Genomic DNA, 21,583 nt, shown 5'->3' on the forward strand with positions numbered 1-21,583 from the left:
GGTTTTAAGTTTTTTAATTAATGTAATTGCGAATTGGCGCGTGGTTTTAAGTTGTTTAATTGATTTAATGAATGAATTTTGCCACGATTATATTTTATTTTTATCCGTCAAGATTCAACATTTTAATTACATTCACCAAAAACAGGGTTTACCCCGCAAGGAAAACAATGTTGCAGTTTAATGAGAATAAACAGTTTGCTTTTTTCCAACGACTGGCATTTCCGCTGCGTATCTTCCTGCTGATTCTGGTGTTCTCAATATTTGTCATCGCAGCACTGGCGCAATATTTTACGGCCAGTTTCGAGGACTATTTAACGCTCCATGTGCGTGACATGGCAATGAATCAGGCAAAAATTATTGCCTCCAATGACAGCATCATCACGGCGGTTAAAACGCGTGACTACAAACGACTGGCGACCATTGCCAACAAATTACAAAGAGATACTGATTTCGATTATGTGGTGATTGGCGACCGCGACTCGATCCGCCTTTACCATCCTAATCCGGAGAAAATTGGTCATCCTATGCAATTCACCAAACCCGGCGCACTGGAGAAAGGAGAGAGTTACTTCATTACGGGTAAAGGGTCGATAGGTATGGCGATGCGCGCCAAAACACCGATCTTTGATGATGATGACAACGTCATCGGCGTGGTTTCGGTGGGTTATCTGGTCAGTAAAATCGATAGCTGGCGCGCCGAATTTTTATTACCGATGGCAGGCGTGTTTGTCGTGCTGTTGGGCATTCTGATGCTGTTGTCGTGGTTCTTAGCCGCGCATATTCGCCGCCAGATGATGGGGATGGAACCGAAGCAAATTGCGCGCGTGGTTCGTCAGCAAGAGGCGCTATTTAGTTCTGTTTATGAAGGACTGATTGCGGTGGATCCACACGGTTACATTACCGCCATCAACCGTAACGCAAGAAAGATGCTGGGGCTGAGTTCCCCCGGACGGCAGTGGCTGGGCAGACCCATTGCTGAAGTGGTCAGGCCCGCCGATTTCTTCATCGAGCAGATTGATGAAAAACGCCAGGATGTGGTGACAAATTTTAACGGCCTGAGCGTCATTGCTAATCGGGAAGCTATTCGTTCTGGTGATGATTTGCTGGGGGCAATAATCAGCTTTCGTAGTAAAGACGAAATTTCCACCCTTAATGCGCAACTGACGCAAATTAAACAATACGTCGAAAGCCTGCGCACATTGCGTCATGAACATCTCAATTGGATGTCTACGCTCAATGGTCTGTTGCAAATGAAAGAGTATGATCGCGTGCTGGCGATGGTTCAGGGAGAGTCTCAGGCCCAGCAACAGCTTATTGACAGCCTGCGCGAGGCATTTGTCGATCGCCAGGTGGCGGGGTTGCTGTTTGGTAAAGTGCAGCGCGCTCGTGAACTGGGGCTAAAAATGACAATCGTCCCCGGCAGCCAGCTTTCCCAACTGCCGCCAGGGCTGGACAGCACTGAGTTTGCGGCGATTGTGGGCAACTTACTCGACAATGCCTTCGAAGCCAGTCTGCGCAACGATAAAGGGAATAAGATCGTCGAATTATATCTGAGCGACGAAGGCGATGATGTGGTGATTGAAGTGGCCGATCAGGGTTGCGGCGTCCCAGAGTCTCTGCGCGACAAAATATTTGAGCAGGGCGTCAGTACGCGTGCTGATGAACCCGGTGAGCATGGCATTGGGTTGTATCTTATTGCCAGCTATGTAACGCGCTGCGGGGGAGTTATCACTCTCGAAGATAATGATCCCTGCGGTACTTTATTTTCAATCTATATTCCGAAAGTGAAACCTAATGACAGCTCCATTAACTCTATTGATCGTTGAGGACGAGACGCCGCTGGCAGAGATGCATGCGGAATATATTCGTCACATCCCTGGATTCAGTCAGATATTACTGGCGGGAAACCTGGCGCAGGCCCGAATGATGATCGAGCGTTTTAAGCCGGGGCTTATCTTGCTGGATAACTATCTCCCTGACGGTAGAGGTATTAATTTGCTGCATGAGCTGGTGCAGGCGCATTATCCCGGCGATGTGGTGTTTACTACTGCTGCCAGCGATATGGAAACGGTGTCTGAAGCAGTACGCTGCGGTGTGTTTGATTATCTGATCAAGCCAATTGCTTATGAGCGTCTGGGGCAGACATTGACCCGCTTTCGCCAGCGTAAACATATGCTGGAAAGTATTGATAGTGCCAGTCAAAAGCAAATTGATGAGATGTTTAATGCTTATGCTCGCGGGGAACCGAAGGACGATCTTCCGACCGGTATTGATGCGTTGACACTGAATGCAGTGCGGAAACTTTTCAAAGAGCCGGATGTGCAACATACGGCGGAGACGGTAGCACAGGCATTGACCATCAGCCGCACTACCGCCAGACGTTATCTCGAATATTGTGCCAGCCGCCATCTGGTTATTGCCGAGATTGTTCACGGCAAAGTCGGCAGACCGCAGCGTATTTACCACAGTGGGTGAAGAGAGTGCCGGAGGAAGCACGCCTCCGGCCAGAGAATTACTTACCAGTAACGGCGGCGGTTGTACCGGGGACCATCAACTCCGTGGCCACGATGACAATTACCAGCCCAACAAGCACCGGCACCGAGGTGCGTTTTACCACTTCAAAAGGTGAAATTTTCGCCATTCCGGCAACCGCAACCACCACGCCAGAGACTGGCGAAAGTGTACGACCCAGGTTTGATGCTTGTAGCATCGGAATTGTCAGGTATGCCGGGTTAATTCCGGAAGAGTGCGCCAGTTTCGGGATCATCTCAACGAATGCATAGAACGGCGCATTGCCGGAACCAGTAGTCACCGCCGCCAGCATCGTCAGGATAACCAGCACCAGCATGAGGATAATGCTCGCTGAACCGAATGAGGTAGCGATTGAGATCAGGCTCTGGATAAAGCCAATGGTGCTAAGGCCCTGGGCAAAAACACCGGCGGCAACTAATAGCATTACCACGTTAGCGAAGGCATCAGCCATGCCACGATAAGCCACTTCCAGGCCAGAAAAGACTTTTTGCGTATTAAAGCTGCGAATAAATTCCAGAATGGAGGCAATTAGCATACATATCACCAGAATGGTGATGATGTGCAATTGCGGCCCCCATTTGCCGTCAAAAAACAGCACGCCAATGATTGGGGTGAACGGCAGAATGGCGTAAAACGCAGGAGCGGTGGTCGTGATTTCGCTGACATCTAACATTTCATGGGAAATGTGCTCTTTGTTGTCCAGATAGCGCTGCCAGAAAAAGTGGGCAATCGCCATGCCGATAATTGCAGCAATTGAGATTGGCAGTGTCGTTTTGAAGGCGAAGTCAATTAACGGCATTTCGGAAGCCTGCGCCGCCAGTACCACATCACCTGAAGTCGGCGCGAGAATAATCGCCGCAGGTGAGGCACAAATGGCAGCCGCCGCGCCGCGACTGATACCAACGTTCACCATGACCGGGAACAGCGTTGCCATCAGTAAAACGCCCAGGCCGGTTGCGGAGGAAACTGCCAGTGACATCAGACAGGCAACAAAATAGGCGGCAATCATCAGCAGGTAAGGGGAGTTAATGTACTGCAATGGTTTTGACGCCAGTTTGACGACCATATCGTTTGCGCCGATATGGGTCATGTAAGCGGCAAAGCCACACAGCATCATGATCATCATGCCGAGGTCGCCACCGCGACTCATCAGTAATATTTTAATGTATTCAACGATATCCGTGGCGCTGTAGCCCGTTGAAGTCTGGCTGGATGGTAAAACTTTGTGCCCCATAATGGCACTGATTATCAGTAATAACAGACCGCCTGCAAATAACACCCCGGTGGCGGAATACCCTTTAATGATGTAGCGAGCTACACCCACAATAACTACAACTCCAATAAGGAGCTCAATAACTGTCAGCATAATTTTTCCTGTTTCCAGACTCCAAGATAAATAATAACAAATTCCTAAAACTAGTGAAAAATATGCCGAACAAATGGGTGGTGAATGCTGATTAAAATCAAGAAAAGCGACCATTAATACATTGATGTTGTTGTTTTTTATACATGAATAACAAAATGAATTTTTATAGTTGGTAATTACCAGTGTGATAATGTGTATTAATTGATAAGTTAATGATGTGATTTTGTTAAATTGCGCGATAGTGGTTTCTTTACTTGTTTAAAAAATATGCGCTCATGTGTGCGCGCTGGTAGTGTTAGTGATATTTATTTGTTAGCTTGTCATTGCATCTGATTAAAAAGCAAGAGATTTTTTCTTTTGTTTATTGCTGTCTATGTCGGGGAAGATTTTTTTTGCTTAAGTTGTCATTTGGAAGGAAATATTGCTTAAGTCTCCAGAATAATTTGGTGATATTTATTTGTGTAAGCCTATAAAATATTAATAGTATTCTTTATGTAGGTGTTAATACGGTTATGTTCATTTTAGTCCAGCTATGCTGGAAGTGAATTTTTGATAAATATTTTATAGTCACTAATGGATATAAGTGAATGTATTACCGTAATTCCCTTTGTTTTTATTAAGTTAATCAGCGTGATGAAATTTCTGTCTGTACAGAACAATGGATTACGGCATTTAGAGAGAATGTCGCAGCAACCTGACGGCAGCCAGAACATATGATTTGTATATTCCTGCCATCACCAGGCATGCACGTTTCGCTTACGATAAAGAAAAAGCTGATCGCTATAACTAAAAACGTGGGGCGGCGGTTTCGGTTAGTCGCGTTGGGATGAGAAAGGCAACTGGCACGGTTTGTACGTGATGACATTTGAGGATTCGTGGAATAAATGGGAGCCTGTTGCTGGATAGGGCCGTGAAAGCCGCTGGCTATCTTTCAGATGACTTACATCCTTGGTATCTACAACAATGGCAATGTTTACTTTGCCTGGATGCGGTTTCAGTTTTAGACAAGTTGCGGTTTTATAAAAGCCTTAAAAAACATAATGTAAGGCAAGGAGCATCAAAAATAACGCGACTTTTATCACTTTTTAGCAAAGTTGCACTGGACAAAGCGTACCACAATTGGTGTACTGGTAACCGACACAGCATTTGTGTCTATTTTTCATGTAAAGGTAATTTTGATGTCTAAGATTAAAGGTAACGTTAAGTGGTTTAATGAGTCCAAAGGATTCGGTTTCATTACTCCGGAAGACGGCAGCAAAGACGTGTTTGTACACTTCTCTGCAATCCAGACTAATGGTTTTAAAACTCTTGCTGAAGGTCAGCGCGTAGAGTTCGAAATCACTAACGGTGCCAAAGGCCCTTCTGCTGCAAACGTAATCGCTCTGTAAGATACGTCAGCAAGAATTCAAAACCCGCTTAATCAGCGGGTTTTTTTTGCCTTTAATGTGCTGTTGACGCCGAAAAAAGCCAGAAAGCCAGCGCGGTCATGGCAAATGAACCTGACAGGTTAACGAAGACGTTCAGTAACGCCCAGCCAAAGCGTCCTTCTTGCAACAAAAACACCACTTCTGCTGAAAATGTAGAGAAAGTCGTCAGCCCGCCACAAAACCCGGTAGTGATTAGCACTTTCCACACGGGATCAATGTTCGTCATCCGGCTAAACCAGGCAAATCCCATTCCAATGATGAATGCCCCAATCAGGTTTGCTGCCAGCGTCCCCAACGGAATAGCCTGATGCAGCGGGTTAAACCGCATACTTAACAGCCATCTCGCCACGCTTCCCGTACCACCGCCAATAAAAACTGCTAAAAGGAGTTGTAACACTGCAAAATCCTGCTATTTGATTTGTATGAGTGATAAGTGTAACGCCGAATAATCGTCGTTGGCGAATTTTACGACTCTGACAGGAGGTAGTAATGCTGGTTGCCGCAGGACAGTTTGCTGTTACATCGGTATGGGAAAAGAACGCTGAAATTTGCGCCTCATTGATGGCGCAGGCGGCGGAAAGCGATGTCTCTTTGTTTGTCCTGCCGGAAGCCCTGCTGGCACGAGACGATCATGATCCCGATCTGTCTATTAAATCAGCACAGTTGCTGGAAGGTGAATTTCTCGGACGTTTACTGCGAGAAAGTAAACGTAACATGATGACGACGATTCTGACGATTCATGTTCCTTCAACGCCGGGGCGCGCGTGGAATATGCTGGTGGCCCTCCAGGCGGGAAAAATCATCGCACGTTATGCCAAACTGCATCTTTATGATGCGTTCTCCATTCAGGAATCGCGTCACGTGGATGCCGGGGATATGGTTGCTCCACTGCTGGACGTGGAGGGGATGAAAGTCGGTCTGATGACTTGCTATGATTTGCGTTTCCCGGAGCTGGCGTTGGCACAGGCTTTACAGGGAGCAGAAATCCTTGTACTTCCCGCTGCCTGGGTTCGCGGACCGCTGAAAGAGCATCACTGGTCAACCTTACTCACCGCTCGTGCTCTGGATACCACCTGTTATATGGTGGCGGCGGGGGAGTGTGGTAACAAAAACATCGGGCAAAGCCGTATCATTGATCCTTTTGGTGTCACTATTGCCGCAGCGGCTGAAATGCCTGCACTCATTATGGCGGAAGTGACGCCCGAACGTGTGCGTCAGGTGCGCGCGCAACTCCCCGTCTTAAACAACCGACGGTTTGCGCCGCCGCAATTATTATGATGTTTTTTTACTCGGTGCTTGATTCACCTTGTTACAGATTGCTATTGTGTGCGCGCGTCGAATGACCGTTAATATTCTCTGGTTTTTAAGGCGCGTTCTGCTGCCTGTTTTATGTCAAGAAGGTATCTATGGGTGAGATTAGTATTACCAAACTGCTGGTAGTTGCGGCACTGGTCGTTCTGCTGTTTGGGACTAAGAAGTTACGTACGCTGGGCGGAGACCTTGGAGCGGCCATTAAGGGATTCAAGAAAGCGATGAATGACGACGATGCTGCGGCGAAGAAAAGCGCAGATGTTGATCTTCAGGCTGAAAAGCTCTCTCATAAAGAGTGACGTGGCGAGCAGGACGCTCCCTCAATATCTTGTTCGATAAAAAAACCCGCTTCAGATAGCGGGTTTTTTATCAGACAGATGTAAGTAATTATTACAGAATTACTTAACTTCCATCCCTTTCGCCTGCAAGTCGGCGTGGTAAGAAGAGCGGACAAACGGACCGCATGCAGCATGGGTAAAGCCCATCGCCAGCGCTTCGGCTTTCATTTCGTCGAACTCATCCGGGCTAACGTAACGTTGAACCGGCAGGTGATGGCGGCTTGGCTGCAAATATTGCCCCAGCGTTAACATGGTCACGCCATGACGACGCAGATCGCGCATTACTTCAATAATTTCTTCATTGGTTTCACCCAGACCTACCATCAGACCAGATTTGGTCGGGATTTCCGGATGCGCTTCTTTAAAGCGTTCCAGCAGTTTCAGCGACCAGTTGTAATCTGCACCCGGGCGTACCTGACGGTAAATACGTGGTACGTTTTCCAGGTTATGGTTGAACACGTCTGGCGGTGTGGCGATCAGAATATCCAGCGCGCGATCCATACGACCACGGAAATCCGGCACCAGAGTTTCAATTTTGATTTCCGGGCTTTTTTCCCGGATGGCAGTAATGCAATCTGCAAAATGCTGAGCACCGCCATCGCGCAGGTCATCGCGGTCAACGGAAGTGATAACCACATAGCGCAGTGCCATATCGGCAATGGTCTGCGCCAGTTTCACCGGCTCATTGGCATCCGGAGCTACCGGGCGACCGTGGGCAACGTCACAGAAAGGGCAACGGCGGGTACAAATAGCGCCGAGGATCATAAACGTTGCTGTACCGTGGTTGAAGCATTCCGCCAGGTTAGGGCAGGAGGCTTCCTCGCAGACAGAATGCAGGCCATTTTTGCGCATTGCGGCTTTGATGCCCTGGATACGTGTAGAGTCCGCTGGAAGCTTGATTTTCATCCATTCCGGCTTGCGCAGCAGGGCTTCGCGCTCTGTTGCCACGTTTTTAACCGGGATAAGGGCCATCTTATCGGCATCGCGGTATTTAACACCGCGTTCCATCACAATGGGTTTACTCATAGCGTGCGTGTTCCAGTTGCGAATTACGAAGGAAAGCGTTTCAATTCAATAGATTGTTGTAATTATCAACTATTTTTGAATTAACGACTGGCAGTATATCATTGAAACGAACCTGAAAGCAGCCAAAGCGGTCGCGAAAATGTAAAATTGTTGTTGGATTGTGCCATTTTATCGTTCTACGCTGTGAACTGGCTGTAACAATACTTTTTTCAAAATGCGTTATCGGTAACATCAATCATTCACCGTGAAGTAGGGGGGTGGCGGATGAATCGTTTGTAATGAACAGCAAAATCAATTTGCTCTTCATTTAATGTTGGAAAGGGCTATCTCTCCAGAGGCCAGCAACGGCTAAAGAGGACATAAACGTGGGCGGGAAAGCAATGACCCAGTGTAAGTTGGGCCATTTATGAGAGCCATTAAACAGGGATGTATTCTACGACAGGGTTGTTTAGCAGCATTAAAATATTTGCCAGCAAACGCGGTGCTACATTATCGGTTGTCGCATCAGGTTTCCATTGCGATATTTTAGCCATTTCCATTCCCGCATAGCCACAAGGGTTAATGCGTAAAAATGGAGAAAGATCCATATTGACGTTTAATGCCAGACCGTGAAATGAACAACCGCGACGAATACGTAAGCCGAGTGAGCAAATTTTCTTTTCCCCGACATAGACCCCAGGGGCATCAGCACGAGGATGCGCTTCAATATCCAGTTCAGCCAGGGTATTAACGACCGTTTGTTCGAGTAAGGTCACCAGCTCACGCACGCCCAGTTTGCGGCGTTTAAGATTGAACAGAACGTACATCACCTGCTGACCTGGGCCGTGATAAGTCACCTGACCGCCACGGTCGCTTTGGATCACCGGAATATCGCCCGGCATTAAGATATGTTCTGCTTTCCCCGCCTGCCCCTGAGTAAATACAGGGGGATGTTCTACCAACCAGATCTCATCCAGGGTGTTTTCATCGCGGGTATCGGTGAATTCATGCATAGCCTGTGAAATAGGCTCATAGGGCTGAAGGCCGAGCTGGCGGACAAGAATTTTATCCTGATACAAAACGGCATCTCCGTGGAGAATGAGTAAAAGAGGAGAAAAAGTATATCACAGCGGGGGGAGGGGAGTTACCCGACCAGGGCCGGGTAACGGAGAAACGAATTACAGTACCATGCGGACAATATCGATTTTGCCCAGCTCTTCATACAGAGTTTCAACCTGCTCGATATGAGTGGCGTTGATAGTGATAGATACCGAGTGGTAGTTGCCTTTGCTGCTTGGTTTTACCGTTGGGGTGTAGTCACCTGGCGCATGGCGCTGTACCACTTCAACCACCTGATCAACCAGCTCAGGTAACGCCTGCCCCATTACTTTGTAGGTAAACGGAGTAGGGAATTCAAGCAGTTCGTTAAGTTTGGTTTTCATGTCAGCTCCGGCGTAACGTAATTAAATAGCAACTCCCGCCAGAAGGCGGGAGTTTTTACTGATGTTTAGTATATGGGGGCGGAAATTACACTTTCAAGTGTTCAATTTTTAGCCAAACCAGTGATGGAACATTAATTTAATGTAATCAATGATTTTACCGAAGAAGTTACCTTCCGGAATTTCCTGTAACACTACCAGCGGACGCTGTTCAATGGTTTTGCCGTCAAGCTGGAAGTTAATTGTGCCGACCACCTGATTCTTCTGCAGCGGCGCATGCAGTTCGCTGTTGTTCAGCACGTAACTGGCTTTCAGATCTTTCATGCGGCCACGCGGAATAGTCAGGTAAACATCTTTATCGACACCTAACGAAGCGCGGTCAGTATTACCAAACCATACCGGTTCAGAGGCAAATTCTTTGCCGACTTTCAGCGGGTTAACGGTTTCGAAGAAACGGAATCCCCAGGTCAGCAGTTTTTTACTTTCGGCTTCACGGCCTTTGAAAGTGCGCCCGCCCATGACTGCGGAGATCAGACGCATCTGACCTTCTGTCGCGGAAGCGACAAGATTGTAACCTGCTTTGTCAGTGTGACCGGTTTTGATACCGTCAACATTCAGGCTGTTATCCCACAGCAGGCCGTTACGGTTGAGCTGACGAATACCGTTAAAGGTGAACTCTTTCTCTTTATAGATAGAGTATTCATTTGGCACATCACGAATCAACGCCTGTCCGATCAGCGCCATATCACGTGCGGAGCTGTACTGACCGTCAGCGTCCAGACCATGTACAGTCTGGAAGTGGGTATTTTTCAGACCCAGCGCGTTAACGTAGCTGTTCATCAGGCCAACAAAAGCATCCTGGCTACCGGCGGCAAAGTCTGCCATCGCCACACAAGCATCGTTACCGGATTGCAGGTTGATACCGCGGATCAGCTGTGAAACCGGCACCTGCATACCAGGTTTGAGGAACATCAGTGAAGAACCTTTGAACACCGGGTTACCGGTAGCCCAGGCGTCGTTACCGATGGTCACTAAATCCGTTTCTTTAAATTTACCTGCTTTCATCGCCTGACCGATAACGTAGCTGGTCATCATTTTTGTCAGGCTGGCAGGGTCGCGGCGGACATCTGCATTTTGCTCAGCGAGCACTTTGCCAGAGTTATAGTCGATCAGGATGTAGGACTCCGCGTCGATCTGCGGTACACCCGGGATCATAGTTTTGATATTCAGGTCATCGGCATGTGCAGCAGAGATAAAGGCTGTGCAAAGAGCCGTGGTGAGCGCCAGGCGCTGCATGAAACGAGCGGAAAAAATGGTATTCATGGTCTGAACTACGACATCCGTGATGGAATTAAAAAAGTGCCCTACTATAGCAAATGCACTACCGCCAGGCATCTGACTTTCCGCGTGACTTTGTTAATGTCATTTACAGAAATTGACATTTCAGATGCCTGCTTTACGCTACTGCGCGGTGGTAATAAATGACTGTAATTGGGCTTCGGTTTGTAAACGTTGCTGCAAAGCACTGGCTTCGGCTTTGCTGGCAAATGGGCCAAGTTGAATACGCCAGACTGCGCCGTTTTGCGTCACACGCCCGGGTACTCCGAACTTCTGTCCTAACTGCTGCTGATACTGTTGCGCGCGCGCCTGATCGCTAACGGCGCCAACTTGCACCATAAAGTTACCGCTGGAGGCTGGCGACGCGGCTTGTGGTGTCACCATTGCTGACGTTGTAGCCGGTGCTGTGACCACGGGCTGTGGTGCAGGCGTCGGTTCACTGCCTTCCAGCACGCCAGGTGCCAGGGTGGTTGGCGCGCCGAGGAAGCCGCTGCTGGTTACCGGGGCTCCGGTTGGATCTTCGCTTTTCAGCGTCGAATTGCTGACGGGAAGAATATCGCCCTGCGGGCCAGATACTGAACTTGTTCCCGCTCCGCCGCTTAAATCAGGTGGTGCGGGCAGGGCGTAAGTTTGCTTGGCGACGGTGGTGCAGGCCATACCGGGACCAGACAGCGAACCATCTTGCGCCACAATAATGGGATCGATGCGAACTTTGGTGTTGTTCGACGTGTTAAGACGGTCGGCAGCTGCGCGAGAAAGCGAAATTACGCGATCATTGCCATAAGGACCACGATCGTTAATGCGCACCACAATCATCCGACCGTTAGCCAGGTTAGTGATTCGCGCATAGCTGGGGATCGGCAACGTCGGGTGCGCCGCTGTTAGCTGCATCGGATCGAATGCTTCACCTGAGGCCGTCAGATTGCTGCCAGGTTCGGCATCATAAATAGCAGCCAGGCCCGCCTGACTAAAGCGAGAAGGATCCTGCACGATTTTGTAGCTTTTGCCATCGCGCTGGTAATCCTGATTCGCCGTCGCGTTCAGTGGTTCGAAACGCGGTTCTGCCCCGCCAATCTCAACTATTGGGCCGTTACATACCGCAGGCTGCGGCACACTTACCGTCTGTTGCTGACCATCATCGCTTGTACATGCCGCGAGCATTCCTGCCGCGATGCAGATCCCGAGCCACTGCTTACGCATTGCACACCTCTTACACGCTTTTCGACAACATTTTCCTGTGGGTGTGGATTGACATAACAATCCCGAACCCAGCCATCAGCACTATGAGCGCCGATCCTCCATAACTGACCAGTGGGAGCGGAACCCCTACAACCGGCAGAATACCGCTTACCATACCAATATTTACGAAGACATAAACGAATAATATCAGCATTAAACCGCCAGCCATGACGCGACCAAAGGTGGTTTGCGCTCTGGCGGCTATCCACAGTCCGCGCATGATCAACAGAATGTAGAGGGCGAGCAGAATCAAAATGCCTACTAACCCCAGTTCTTCCGCCAGTACCGCGAAGATAAAGTCGGTATGGCGTTCGGGCAGAAATTCAAGCTGTGACTGAGTGCCGTGCAGCCAGCCTTTGCCGCGTAATCCACCGGAGCCAATAGCAATTTTAGACTGAATAATGTGATAGCCCGCGCCGAGTGGGTCTGATTCCGGGTCAAGGAGCATCATTACGCGCTGGCGCTGGTAATCATGCATCAGGAAGAACCACAGAATTGGAATGAATGCTGCTACCAGCACCACCGCAACGCCAATCAAGCGCCAGCTAAGGCCAGAGAGGAAAAGCACAAACAACCCGGAAAGCGCAACGAGGATTGATGTCCCCAGGTCTGGCTGCGCTGCCACCAGCAGTGTTGGCATAAAAATCAGCACCAGCGCGATGGCGGTATTTTTTAACGATGGCGGACAAACGTCACGGTTGATAAAACGAGCTACCATCAACGGTACGGCTATTTTGGCGATTTCCGATGGCTGGAAACGGACGATACCGAGATCCAGCCAGCGTTGAGCGCCTTTGGATATGGCACCAAAGGCATCTACTGCCACCAGTAAAATAATACAGATGATATAGAGATAGGGTGCCCAGCCTTCATAGACGCGCGGAGGGATTTGCGCCATGACCACCATAATGACCAGACCCATTGCGATTTGGCCAATTTTACGCTCCATCATGCCGATATCCTGGCCGCTGGCGCTCCAGATTACCAAAGCACTGTAGACCAGCAATGCCAGTAAGATCAGCAGCATTGTGGGATCAAGATGGACTTTATCCCAGAATGTTTTTTTATTCGGATTATCCGTCATGATTAATGATCCTCCGCTGCGGTAACCGCTGGATTTTCCGCAGGCAGATCGGTGTTGTTATCGCCAAGCATAATGTGGTCGAGGATCTGGCGCATTAGCGTACCGACCGCCGGGCCCGCGCCGCCGTTTTCCAGAATCATAGCGACAGCCACTTGCGGATTGTTATACGGTGCAAATGCGGTCATCAGTTTGTGGTCACGCAGACGTTCGGCAATTTTGTGCGCATTATAAGTTTCGTTCGCTTTCAGACCGAAGACCTGCGCCGTACCAGATTTCGCCGCAATTTTGTACGGTGCGCTGGCAAAGTATTTATGCGCCGTGCCATTAGGGCGGTTGGCAACCCCGAACATGCCATCTTTTGCCAGCTCCCAGTAACCTGAATGAATATCGCCAACTGGTGGTTCATGTGGCGGCACCCACGGCACCTGTTTGCCATCTTCGGCGGTGCTCATCAGCAAATGTGGAACCTTCACGATACCGTCGTTAATCAGGATCATCAGTGCTTTACTCATCTGGATAGGGGTTGCAGTCCAGTAACCCTGACCGATACCGACCGGAATGGTGTCACCCTGATACCACGGTTTTTTAAAGCGTTTCTGTTTCCATTCGCGGGTAGGCATGTTACCGGAACGTTCTTCAGCAAGATCGATACCGGTGTAATGACCGTAACCGAATTTACCCATCCATTCGGAAAGGCGATCGATCCCCATATCGTAGGCAACCTGATAGAAGAAGGTATCCGCAGATTCTTCCAGCGATCTCGTGACATTCAGGCGGCCATGCCCCCATTTTTTCCAGTCACGGTAACGTTTTTCCGAACCCGGTAGTTGCCACCAGCCGGGGTCGAACAAGCTGGTATTGCGGGTAATGACGCCCGCGCTAAGCGCAGAAACAGCTACATACGGCTTAACAGTCGAGGCTGGCGGATAAACCCCCTGCGTGGCGCGGTTCACCAGCGGTGTGTTCGGGTCGTTCAGCAACGCGGAATAATCTTTGCTGGAGATGCCGTCAACAAACAGGTTCGGGTCATAGCTTGGCGTGGAAACCAGCGCCAGAACGCCACCTGTACGCGGATCGGTGACCACGACAGCCGCACGACTGCCTGCCAGCAGTGTCTCAATATACTGCTGGAGTTTGAGATCAATCGTCAGGTAAATATCGTGCCCGGCTTGCGGTGGGACTTCTTTTAACTGGCGGATAACGCGACCACGGTTGTTAACTTCAACTTCTTCATAACCCGTCTGACCGTGCAGCACGTCTTCGTAATAACGCTCAATTCCCAACTTACCAATGTCATGCGTCGCGGCATAGTTGGCCAGTTTGCCGTCATTATTCAGGCGTTCGACATCTTTATCGTTGATTTTCGAGACGTAACCGATGACATGCGTCAGTGCTGAGCCGTAGGGATAGTAACGGCGTTTATAGCCTTTCACTTCCACCCCCGGAAAACGGTACTGATTGACGGCAAAGCGTGCAACTTGTACTTCGGTCAGATTAGTTTTCACCGGAATGGAGGTAAAACGGTGTGAACGTGCGCGCTCTTTTCTGAAGGCTGCAATATCGTCATCGGTCAGATCGACCACGTTGCGCAGGGCATCCAGCGTTTGCTGCACGTTATCGACTTTCTCTGGCATCATCTCTATCTGATAGATAGTGCGATTGAGTGCCAGAGGGATGCCGTTACGGTCGTATATAATGCCGCGGCTGGGGGCGATAGGCACCAGCTTGATGCGGTTTTCATTAGAACGGGTCTGATAATCGGTAAAACGAACAATTTGCAGATTATACAGGTTGGCGATAAGCACGCCGGTCAGCAGCAAAATCCCCAAAAAGGCGACCAGCGCCCGGCGCACAAACAGCGCGGACTCTGCCGTATAGTCGCGAAAAGAGTTCTGTAGTTTCATCCGCTGCGTTTTCTACTCAAAGCTTTCTTATCACTCACGATGATAAGGATGGTTGGTGGTGATGCTCCACGCCCGGTACAGACTTTCTGCGACCAGTACGCGAACCAGCGGATGGGGGAGTGTCAGCGCGGAAAGCGACCAGCTTTGTTCTGCTGCTGCTTTACAGGCAGGCGATAACCCTTCCGGCCCGCCAATAAGCAGGCTGACGTTGCGGCCATCGAGTTTCCAGCGTTCCAGTTCAGCGGCTAACTGCGGCGTGTCCCAGGGCTTGCCTGGAATATCGAGGGTGACAATGCGGTTTTTACCTGCGGCTGCCAGCATTTGCTCACCCTCTTTGTCGAGTATGCGCTTGATGTCCGCGTTCTTGCCGCGTTTTCCGGCCGGTATTTCAATCAGCTCAAAAGGCATATCTTTTGGAAAACGACGCAGGTACTCGGTAAAACCGGTTTGTACCCAGTCCGGCATTTTCGTTCCTACGGCGACAAGTTGCAGCTTCACACATTAACTCCAGAGTTTTTCCAGCTCATACAGGCGACGGCTCTCTTCCTGCATAACATGGACAATCACATCGCCCAGATCGACGACGATCCAGTCAGCGCTGTTTTCACCTTCAACGCCGAGCGGCAACAGACCCGCTGCACGGGACTCCTGCACCACATGGTCGGCAATAGACATGACATGACGGCTGGATGTACCCGTACAGATGATCATGCAGTCGGTGATGCTGGATTTGCCCTGAACGTCTAAGGCGATGATGTCCTGACCTTTGAGGTCATCAATTTTGTCGATAACAAAATCCTGGAGTGCTTTACCCTGCAAGTTTTCCCCCTGGGTGAATCAAAAAAGATAAAAATGGTCTGTCAGTATACCTGAACCAGAGGCGATTTCGGGACAATTGTCTCCGAATCGGCTTCGAAAGTGGGCTATCATCCCACCCCGCGCCGCAGATTGCATCGCCATTTTTGTAAAACAATTTCTACAAAGTCGTGTTTAGCGGAAAAAGTCTGGCTGCGGAGAATATCAGCCTGCCCGGGGCTGTCAATGGTCGTTGCGGCTTACCCGTAAAAAAACAGAAAAGTCATGCGCTCTCGAACCCGATGGCACGGCTATTGAGGACACGCAAGGTTACAAATGTTTCGTTGATATCAATGGCGCTCCAGCATCCCTGGTCGATGCGAAAATGCCACATTGCCCCGGCGGGCATGCCAATTAAACGGGCAATTAACAGGCTCAACACGCCCTGATGGCTGACGACTAATATATTTTTATATTGCTGATATTCCTTAAGCCCGGCGATAAAGCGCTCTACGCGTTGCGAAAACGCCTGAAACCCTTCACCGTTAGTCGGGATGGTATGCTGCCAGTCATCGCACCACGCGCTGTAATTTTCAGCATCTTCTTGCATCAAATCGCGATGGTGCCGCATCTCCCAGTCACCAAAAAACATTTCGTTGAGTTCAGGGACGGTGTGTAGGGAGAGCTGACGATCGCTGAGAACCAGCCGCGCGGTATGCTGCGCACGTTCCAGTTCACTGCATAAAACTATATCGAAGGGAACATCACGCAGCAGGGTATGCAGGCTTTGCGCTTGCTCGACACCGCGCGCGGTCAGTGGCGTTGGCGCATGACCACTATATAAACCATCGACATTCGCTTGCGTTTCTCCATGACGAATTAACCATAGTCGCATCATTCCCTCCGTGATGACAGGTATCAGCGATACAAGCTTTGTTGGTTAATGTAGGTCAATACTGACTCCGGCAACAAATCCTCACACGATTCACCGTTTTGCAAACGTTCGCGGATAATGGTCGCAGAAATGTTAAACCACGGCGTTTCAGCAAGATAAATTTTACCGGCAGACTGAAGATGCAGATCTTCCGGGTTATGCGTCAAATGATCTTCCAACCACTGTTGATACTGTGGTTGCGCCATTTCAAGCGGATAACCGGGACGCCGACAGACAATCAAGTGTGCATTGTCGAGAATGGTTTCGTATTCGTACCAGGTCGGAAAGGTCAGCAATGAATCCTGACCGATAATAAATGCCAGCGGCACATCTGGTCCTTGCTCTTGCCGCCACTCTTTTAGTGTTTGTGCAGTGTAAGAGGGGGCATTGCGCTTTAACTCGCGTTCATCCAGGGTAAACAGAGGCTTGTCGGCAATCGCCAGTTCAAGCATGTGTTTTCGCTGTGCGCTGTTCGCTTCCGGCTGCGGACGATGCGGAGGAACATTGTTAGGGATGATAGTAACCCGCGTCAGACCAATCAAATTCGCCAGTGTTTCCACGGGTTTAAGATGACCATAGTGCACCGGGTCAAAGGTGCCGCCAAACAGAGCCTGTAAAGATTTCATATCAACCATCGATAAATACGTCCGCCAGTGGTTTATGGCTTAACAGAAGAGATAACCCCTCCAGCTCTGCCCACACCGACTGACCGTAATCTTGTTTGAGGGTGAGTTCCGTTCGTGCCAGAAGTTGCACGGCCTGACGTAACTGCGGCTGGCTTAGGCGATTTAACGCCTCACCCATCATGCCCCGGCGGTTCTGCCAAACGCGATGCTTATCAAACAACACGCGTAATGGCGTATGGGCAGACTGGCGTTTCAGGTTAACCAGTAACAACAGTTCACGTTGTAACGTGCGCAACAAAATAACCGGCTCGCTGCCTTCCAGACGCAGTTGCTGAAGAATATGCAACGCGCGCTTGCTTTTGCCCATTAACAAAGCATCAACCCAATGAAAAGGGGTGAAATGCGCGGCATCATTCACCGCTTGCTCAACGCGTGGCAGCGTCAGTTTGCCGTCAGGCCAGAGTAACGACAATCGCTCCAGTGCCTGTGCCAGCGCCAACAGGTTACCTTCATAACAATAGCAGAGTACCTGATTTGCGGCGTCATCCAGTTCCAGGTTGAGCTGTTTGGCTCGCGTGGCAACCCAGCGAGGGAGCTGAGCCTGTTCCGGCGTCTGACAGGTTACCTGCACACTTCGATTGGCAAGTGCGGTAAACCAGGCGGCATTTTCCTGCGCTTTACTTAACTTATTGCCGCGTATGATCAACAGCAGATCGTCATGCAGAAGTCCGGTGAGCGTGAATAGTTGTTCATTGATCGCTGCATTTGGCCCATTTTCTGGTAATAACAGCAACAGCGTTTGTCGACTGGCGAACAGGCTCATGGCCTGGCATAACGAAAAAATCGCATTCCAGTCCGTGTTGGGATCAATGGAGAAAGTGTGGTGTTCTTCGAATCCTTGTGCTGCGGCCACCTGACGAACAGCGTCCTGGCTTTCCTGCAACAACAGGGGATCGTTACCAAGTAAAAGATACGCCGCGCGCAGCCCTTCATTGAGCTGCGCGCGGAGTTGTTCTGGGTACAACCGAATCATCAGTTACCCAGTGTGGTGGAGACGCGTGCAGGCGTTGCTGTAGTATCCGTTGTTGTCGACGTATCTTCGTCGGAACGGATATCCGCAGCGCGAATGCTTGGCAGCTTACGAATAAGCTGTTCGGCGGCACGGTCGTACATCTCTTGAATGATCATGCTCTGCTCATTATCTTTCGCTAACGCCATTTGCGGGTTATCGAAGAACGAACGGAAGACTTTGGCGCTAATCGGGTAGATGTCACGGCCAGGGATCAATACGGTCGCATTCACCGTCATGATCATCTGATACTCTGCTGTTTGACCGTTACGGAATACCGAGGCGGTATCTTTCGCGATGCCCACTTTGCCCAGACGCAGAGATGGGACATCCTTGCGTGTAGTTTCTTTATCAAGTAGCTCAACACCGTTCAGACGCAACTGATTACGCACCGCACGGCTTAACGGCCCGTTCGGGTCGCCAGAGTCCAGGATCATGACTTTCATGGTGGAAGGAATCTGCGTGGTGTTACGCAGATGCCAGCCACACCCGGCGGTGATTAACACCGCCAGAGATAACAACAATGTTGCCAGATATCGCACGCTTCCTCCCGCGCTTAGCCAACGACCAGATTGAGGAGTTTACCCGGTACGTAAATCACTTTACGTACGGTAACGCCATCAAGATATTTTGCCACCAGATGTTCCTGGCCAGCACGTTCGCGAACCTGCTCTTCCGTTGCATCCACCGGAACGGTGATTTTGGCACGGACTTTACCGTTAACCTGCACAACCACCAGCGTGGAATCTTCCACCATCGCTTTTTCGTCAGCAACCGGCCACGGCGCGTTGTCGATATCGCCTTCGCCTTTCAGCTCCTGCCACAAGGTGAAGCAGATGTGCGGCGTGAACGGGTTAAGCATACGCACAACGGCCAGCAGAGCTTCCTGCATCAGCGCGCGATCCTGCTCGCTATCGGTCGGCGCTTTCGCCAGCTTGTTCATCAGCTCCATAATCGCCGCAATTGCGGTGTTGAAGGTCTGACGACGGCCGATATCATCGGTTACTTTAGCGATAGTTTTATGAACATCGCGACGCAGAGCTTTCTGATCTTCAGTCAGTGCATCGACGTTCAGTGCCGCAACATCACCTTTTGCAGTGTGCTCGTAAACCAGTTTCCAGACACGTTTCAGGAAGCGGTTAGCCCCTTCAACGCCGGACTCCTGCCATTCGAGCGTCATATCTGCCGGAGATGCGAACATCATAAACAGACGAACGGTGTCCGCACCATAACGTTCAACCATTACCTGCGGGTCGATACCGTTATTCTTCGATTTGGACATTTTGCTCATGCCGGTATACACCAGCTCATGACCTGCCGCGTCTTTCGCTTTCACGATACGGCCTTTCTCGTCACGCTCAACGATGGCATCAACCGGAGAAACCCAGTTACGCTCGCCGTTTTCGCCAACGTAGTAGAAAGCATCTGCCAGCACCATGCCCTGACACAACAACTGTTTCGCTGGTTCGTCAGAGTTCACCATACCTGCATCACGCATCAGTTTATGGAAGAAGCGGAAGTAGAGCAGGTGCATGATGGCGTGTTCGATACCACCAATGTAGATATCTACCGGCAGCCAGTAGTTAGCCGCTTTGGAATCCAGCATACCTTCTTTGTACTCCGGGCAAGTGTAGCGCGCATAGTACCAGGAGGACTCCATAAAGGTGTCGAAGGTGTCGGTTTCACGCAGTGCTGGCATACCGTTAACAGTGGTTTTCGCCCACTCAGGATCTGCTTTGATTGGGCTGGTAATGCCGTCCATCACCACATCTTCCGGTAGGATCACCGGCAGTTGGTCATCCGGAGTTGGCATTACAGTACCGTCTTCCAGCGTAACCATTGGGATTGGCGCACCCCAGTAACGTTGACGGGAAACACCCCAGTCACGCAGGCGATAGTTAACTTTACGCTCGCCAACGCCCATTGCCGTCAGTTTGTCGGCAATGGCGTTAAAGGCCGCTTCATGGTCAAGACCGTTGAACTCGCCAGAGTTGAACAGCACGCCTTTTTCCGTCAGCGCCTGCTGGGAGAGATCCGGTTCAGAACCGTCAGCCGCCAGGATAACCGGCTTGATGTTCAGACCATATTTAGAGGCAAATTCGTAATCGCGCTGGTCGTGACCCGGAACGGCCATGACTGCGCCAGTGCCGTACTCCATCAATACGAAGTTTGCCGCCCAAACCGGAATTTCTTCGCCAGTTAATGGATGAACAGCTTTAAAGCCGGTATCGACGCCTTTTTTCTCCATCGTCGCCATTTCAGCTTCGGCAACTTTGGTGTTACGGCATTCATCAATAAAGGCCGCCAGTTCAGGATTATTTTCCGCTGCCTTCTGTGCCAGCGGGTGACCTGCCGCTACCGCCAGGTAGGTACAACCCATAAAGGTGTCAGGGCGGGTAGTGTAAACGGTCAGTGTGTTGTCATAGTCGTTAACGTTGAAGGTGATTTCCACGCCTTCGGAACGACCGATCCAGTTACGCTGCATGGTTTTAACAGTGTCTGGCCAGTGATCCAGTTTATCCAGATCGTTAAGCAGCTCGTCAGCGTAAGCGGTGATTTTGATAAACCACTGCGGGATCTCTTTACGTTCAACTTTGGTATCACAACGCCAGCAGCAGCCGTCGATAACCTGCTCGTTCGCCAGTACGGTCTGGTCGTTCGGGCACCAGTTGACCGCAGAAGTCTTCTTATACACCAGGCCTTTTTTATACAGCTCGGTGAAGAATTTCTGTTCCCAACGGTAGTATTCTGGCGTACAGGTCGCCAGCTCGCGGCTCCAGTCATAACCAAAGCCCAGCATTTTGAGCTGGTTTTTCATGTACGCGATGTTGTCATACGTCCACGGTGCTGGCGCGGTGTTGTTTTTCACCGCTGCGCCTTCCGCAGGCAGACCAAACGCATCCCAGCCGATCGGCTGAAGAACGTTTTTGCCCAGCATACGCTGGTAGCGGGCGATCACGTCACCAATGGTGTAGTTACGAACGTGGCCCATGTGTAGTCGACCAGAAGGATAGGGAAGCATAGACAGGCAGTAATACTTCTCTTTGCTCTCGTCTTCGGTTACTTCAAATGTGCGCTTCTCATCCCAGTGAAGCTGTACTTTGGATTCTATCTCTTCCGGGCGGTATTGCTCTTGCATGGCAGCCAGTGGTCCTGTTTTCAATACGGCTACAAAT

22 protein-coding genes and 2 pseudogenes are annotated in these 21,583 nt (G+C 50.1%); 7 read left to right on the forward strand and 17 right to left on the reverse strand.

Translation table 11 applies throughout. The annotated features are described in order from the left end of the window. The 3 genes from A9587_RS25105 to dpiA all read left to right on the forward strand — a co-directional run. Nucleotides 1-181 (forward strand): hypothetical protein (locus tag A9587_RS25105; protein WP_105281937.1); only part of this gene is annotated, 181 nt, incomplete at its 5' end. Continuing rightward, on the forward strand, nt 168-1,826 hold the full coding sequence (gene dpiB / locus A9587_RS17490) for a sensor histidine kinase DpiB (RefSeq protein ID WP_000938914.1): 1,659 nt from the start codon (nt 168-170) through the stop codon (nt 1,824-1,826). The genes A9587_RS25105 and dpiB, both read left to right, overlap by 14 nt. Then, nucleotides 1,795-2,475, forward strand: coding sequence for a two-component response regulator DpiA (dpiA, locus tag A9587_RS17495; protein WP_000126491.1), 681 nt, complete (start codon nt 1,795-1,797; stop codon nt 2,473-2,475). The genes dpiB and dpiA overlap by 32 nt, the downstream gene beginning before the upstream one ends. Before the next feature lie 37 nt (nt 2,476-2,512). Here dpiA and dcuC read toward each other — a convergent pair whose 3' ends face one another. Continuing rightward, a complete protein-coding gene (gene dcuC, locus A9587_RS17500; protein ID WP_000958609.1) occupies nt 2,513-3,898 on the reverse strand; it encodes an anaerobic C4-dicarboxylate transporter DcuC in 1,386 nt (461 codons plus the stop codon). A 573-nt stretch (nt 3,899-4,471) separates the two neighbouring features. Here dcuC and pagP point away from each other — a divergent pair. Continuing rightward, nucleotides 4,472-4,902: pseudogene (pagP, locus tag A9587_RS17510) on the forward strand (lipid IV(A) palmitoyltransferase PagP). A gap of 174 nt (nt 4,903-5,076) precedes the next feature. After that, nucleotides 5,077-5,286 carry a transcription antiterminator/RNA stability regulator CspE gene (cspE, locus tag A9587_RS17515; RefSeq protein WP_000034825.1) on the forward strand — a complete coding sequence of 70 codons (210 nt, stop codon included), beginning with the start codon at nt 5,077-5,079 and terminating at the stop codon, nt 5,284-5,286. Nucleotides 5,287-5,338: 52 nt separating this feature from the next. Here the strand turns inward: cspE and crcB are convergent, their stop codons facing one another. Beyond that, nucleotides 5,339-5,722: a fluoride efflux transporter CrcB gene (crcB, locus tag A9587_RS17520; RefSeq protein ID WP_000939742.1), complete on the reverse strand. Its 384-nt coding sequence runs from the start codon at nt 5,720-5,722 to the stop codon at nt 5,339-5,341. A gap of 92 nt (nt 5,723-5,814) precedes the next feature. Here crcB and A9587_RS17525 point away from each other — a divergent pair, with 92 nt between their 5' ends. Together A9587_RS17525 and tatE are read left to right on the forward strand one after the other, a co-directional pair. Next, nucleotides 5,815-6,603 (forward strand): deaminated glutathione amidase, encoded by a 789-nt coding sequence (locus A9587_RS17525; RefSeq protein WP_105263419.1) that lies wholly within the window; start codon nt 5,815-5,817, stop codon nt 6,601-6,603. 128 nt (nt 6,604-6,731) lie between these two features. Next, complete coding sequence (tatE, locus tag A9587_RS17530) at nt 6,732-6,935, forward strand: twin-arginine translocase subunit TatE (protein ID WP_000503933.1); 204 nt, start codon at nt 6,732-6,734, stop codon at nt 6,933-6,935. Between the two features lie 99 nt (nt 6,936-7,034). Here tatE and lipA read toward each other — a convergent pair whose 3' ends face one another. The 15 genes and pseudogenes from lipA to leuS all read right to left on the reverse strand — a co-directional run bounded on the left by lipA (nt 7,035) and on the right by leuS (nt 21,546). After that, nucleotides 7,035-8,000, reverse strand: a complete 966-nt coding sequence (gene lipA / locus A9587_RS17535) for a lipoyl synthase (protein ID WP_105263418.1) — start codon at nt 7,998-8,000, stop codon at nt 7,035-7,037. Nucleotides 8,001-8,209: 209 nt separating this feature from the next. After that, nucleotides 8,210-8,374: pseudogene (locus A9587_RS25110) on the reverse strand (YbeF family transcriptional regulator); the annotation flags it as partial. A gap of 42 nt (nt 8,375-8,416) precedes the next feature. Then, nucleotides 8,417-9,058, reverse strand: a complete 642-nt coding sequence (gene lipB, locus A9587_RS17550) for a lipoyl(octanoyl) transferase LipB (protein WP_000284037.1) — start codon at nt 9,056-9,058, stop codon at nt 8,417-8,419. A 99-nt stretch (nt 9,059-9,157) separates the two neighbouring features. Continuing rightward, nucleotides 9,158-9,421, reverse strand: a complete 264-nt coding sequence (ybeD, locus tag A9587_RS17555) for a DUF493 family protein YbeD (RefSeq protein WP_000850550.1) — start codon at nt 9,419-9,421, stop codon at nt 9,158-9,160. Between the two features lie 108 nt (nt 9,422-9,529). Continuing rightward, complete coding sequence (gene dacA / locus A9587_RS17560; protein ID WP_010380725.1) at nt 9,530-10,741, reverse strand: D-alanyl-D-alanine carboxypeptidase DacA; 1,212 nt, start codon at nt 10,739-10,741, stop codon at nt 9,530-9,532. A 138-nt stretch (nt 10,742-10,879) separates the two neighbouring features. Next, entirely contained in the window at nt 10,880-11,956 is a 1,077-nt protein-coding gene (gene rlpA, locus A9587_RS17565) for an endolytic peptidoglycan transglycosylase RlpA (protein ID WP_001231396.1), read from the reverse strand. Between the two features lie 10 nt (nt 11,957-11,966). Beyond that, on the reverse strand, nt 11,967-13,079 hold the full coding sequence (gene mrdB / locus A9587_RS17570; protein ID WP_000131717.1) for a peptidoglycan glycosyltransferase MrdB: 1,113 nt from the start codon (nt 13,077-13,079) through the stop codon (nt 11,967-11,969). A 2-nt stretch (nt 13,080-13,081) separates the two neighbouring features. Continuing rightward, entirely contained in the window at nt 13,082-14,983 is a 1,902-nt protein-coding gene (gene mrdA / locus A9587_RS17575; protein ID WP_000776176.1) for a peptidoglycan DD-transpeptidase MrdA, read from the reverse strand. 30 nt (nt 14,984-15,013) lie between these two features. Further along, the gene (gene rlmH, locus A9587_RS17580; protein WP_105263417.1) at nt 15,014-15,481 is read right to left on the reverse strand and encodes a 23S rRNA (pseudouridine(1915)-N(3))-methyltransferase RlmH; all 468 of its coding nucleotides are present in this window, start codon (nt 15,479-15,481) and stop codon (nt 15,014-15,016) included. 3 nt (nt 15,482-15,484) lie between these two features. Then, nucleotides 15,485-15,802, reverse strand: coding sequence for a ribosome silencing factor (gene rsfS / locus A9587_RS17585; protein ID WP_001161664.1), 318 nt, complete (start codon nt 15,800-15,802; stop codon nt 15,485-15,487). Nucleotides 15,803-16,061: 259 nt separating this feature from the next. Next, a complete protein-coding gene (locus A9587_RS17590) occupies nt 16,062-16,673 on the reverse strand; it encodes an adenosylcobalamin/alpha-ribazole phosphatase (RefSeq protein WP_016248457.1) in 612 nt (203 codons plus the stop codon). Nucleotides 16,674-16,696: 23 nt separating this feature from the next. After that, the gene (gene nadD / locus A9587_RS17595) at nt 16,697-17,338 is read right to left on the reverse strand and encodes a nicotinate-nucleotide adenylyltransferase (protein ID WP_024191849.1); all 642 of its coding nucleotides are present in this window, start codon (nt 17,336-17,338) and stop codon (nt 16,697-16,699) included. 1 nt (nt 17,339) lies between these two features. After that, entirely contained in the window at nt 17,340-18,371 is a 1,032-nt protein-coding gene (gene holA / locus A9587_RS17600) for a DNA polymerase III subunit delta (RefSeq protein ID WP_000620521.1), read from the reverse strand. Further along, the gene (gene lptE / locus A9587_RS17605; protein WP_105263416.1) at nt 18,371-18,949 is read right to left on the reverse strand and encodes an LPS assembly lipoprotein LptE; all 579 of its coding nucleotides are present in this window, start codon (nt 18,947-18,949) and stop codon (nt 18,371-18,373) included. The genes holA and lptE overlap by 1 nt, the downstream gene beginning before the upstream one ends. 14 nt (nt 18,950-18,963) lie before the next feature. Then, nucleotides 18,964-21,546 (reverse strand): leucine--tRNA ligase, encoded by a 2,583-nt coding sequence (leuS, locus tag A9587_RS17610; RefSeq protein ID WP_001366479.1) that lies wholly within the window; start codon nt 21,544-21,546, stop codon nt 18,964-18,966. Nucleotides 21,547-21,583: the final 37 nt, after the last annotated feature.

Origin of the sequence: Escherichia sp. MOD1-EC6162 (assembly GCF_002965125.1) — a bacterium.
In the GTDB taxonomy this organism is placed as follows: domain Bacteria; phylum Pseudomonadota; class Gammaproteobacteria; order Enterobacterales; family Enterobacteriaceae; genus Escherichia; species Escherichia marmotae.

Excerpts from the sequence above, each read along its gene's own strand:
- holA (WP_000620521.1), bottom strand. The coding sequence starts at position 18,371 with ATGATTCGGTTGTACCCAGAACAACTCCGCGCGCAGCTCAATGAAGGG.
- cspE (WP_000034825.1), top strand. The coding sequence starts at position 5,077 with ATGTCTAAGATTAAAGGTAACGTTAAGTGGTTTAATGAGTCCAAAGGA.
- lipA (WP_105263418.1), bottom strand. The coding sequence starts at position 8,000 with ATGAGTAAACCCATTGTGATGGAACGCGGTGTTAAATACCGCGATGCC.
- leuS (WP_001366479.1), bottom strand. The coding sequence starts at position 21,546 with ATGCAAGAGCAATACCGCCCGGAAGAGATAGAATCCAAAGTACAGCTT.
- mrdB (WP_000131717.1), bottom strand. The coding sequence starts at position 13,079 with ATGACGGATAATCCGAATAAAAAAACATTCTGGGATAAAGTCCATCTT.
- nadD (WP_024191849.1), bottom strand. The coding sequence starts at position 17,338 with ATGAAATCTTTACAGGCTCTGTTTGGCGGCACCTTTGACCCGGTGCAC.
- dcuC (WP_000958609.1), bottom strand. The coding sequence starts at position 3,898 with ATGCTGACAGTTATTGAGCTCCTTATTGGAGTTGTAGTTATTGTGGGT.
- rlpA (WP_001231396.1), bottom strand. The coding sequence starts at position 11,956 with ATGCGTAAGCAGTGGCTCGGGATCTGCATCGCGGCAGGAATGCTCGCG.
- tatE (WP_000503933.1), top strand. The coding sequence starts at position 6,732 with ATGGGTGAGATTAGTATTACCAAACTGCTGGTAGTTGCGGCACTGGTC.
- dacA (WP_010380725.1), bottom strand. The coding sequence starts at position 10,741 with ATGAATACCATTTTTTCCGCTCGTTTCATGCAGCGCCTGGCGCTCACC.
- A9587_RS17590 (WP_016248457.1), bottom strand. The coding sequence starts at position 16,673 with ATGCGACTATGGTTAATTCGTCATGGAGAAACGCAAGCGAATGTCGAT.
- ybeD (WP_000850550.1), bottom strand. The coding sequence starts at position 9,421 with ATGAAAACCAAACTTAACGAACTGCTTGAATTCCCTACTCCGTTTACC.
- dpiB (WP_000938914.1), top strand. The coding sequence starts at position 168 with ATGTTGCAGTTTAATGAGAATAAACAGTTTGCTTTTTTCCAACGACTG.
- dpiA (WP_000126491.1), top strand. The coding sequence starts at position 1,795 with ATGACAGCTCCATTAACTCTATTGATCGTTGAGGACGAGACGCCGCTG.
- mrdA (WP_000776176.1), bottom strand. The coding sequence starts at position 14,983 with ATGAAACTACAGAACTCTTTTCGCGACTATACGGCAGAGTCCGCGCTG.
- A9587_RS17525 (WP_105263419.1), top strand. The coding sequence starts at position 5,815 with ATGCTGGTTGCCGCAGGACAGTTTGCTGTTACATCGGTATGGGAAAAG.